This is a genomic window from Pseudoruegeria sp. SK021, from assembly GCF_002119405.1.
Classification (GTDB): Bacteria; Pseudomonadota; Alphaproteobacteria; order Rhodobacterales; family Rhodobacteraceae; genus Meridianimarinicoccus.
In genome coordinates, this window is the sequence record NZ_MTBG01000133.1 from 1 (window position 1) to 489 (window position 489).

Annotated in this window: 1 pseudogene; it reads right to left on the reverse strand. The window is 57.3% G+C overall.

What is annotated here, in order from left to right:
* Positions 1-120: 120 nt before the first annotated feature.
* Positions 121-294: pseudogene (locus tag BV911_RS20185) on the reverse strand (glutaredoxin); the annotation flags it as partial.
* Positions 295-489: the final 195 nt, after the last annotated feature.

Genomic DNA, 489 nt, shown 5'->3' on the forward strand with positions numbered 1-489 from the left:
GGTTCAGATCCGAGCTGCAGTGCTGAACCGGTTCACCGCCCTCGGAATACCCGTCACGAAAGCCGTGGGATAAGTGTGTCTGGGGAAAGGGGCACTGCGGCCCATTTCAAATTTGTGCAACAGCGCCTCGCCACCGATAAAAGCTGTGGGCGTCGTCGCCACCCCATGCGCGGCCTTGAATGCATCCACCTCGTCTCGCGTCGTCAACAGGTTGTCGTCAACCCTATAGCCGTTGCGCTCCAACAAGGATTTGGATTTCAGGCCGAACGGGCACAAGTGTCCGGGCATCGCCATCCGATAAAGCGATGCAGATTTACCCGTGTGGCGGCTTTTGGCACGGGCGGTGTCAGGACCGTCGATGAAGAGGTGGTCGCAAGAATTCGGACCAGTTGCTAAGCTTTAGCGACTGACGAAGGACCGACCTGAGATGACAAAACGAAAGCGCTATTCTGCGGAGTTCAAGGCAAAGGTGGCACTGGAAGCCATCCG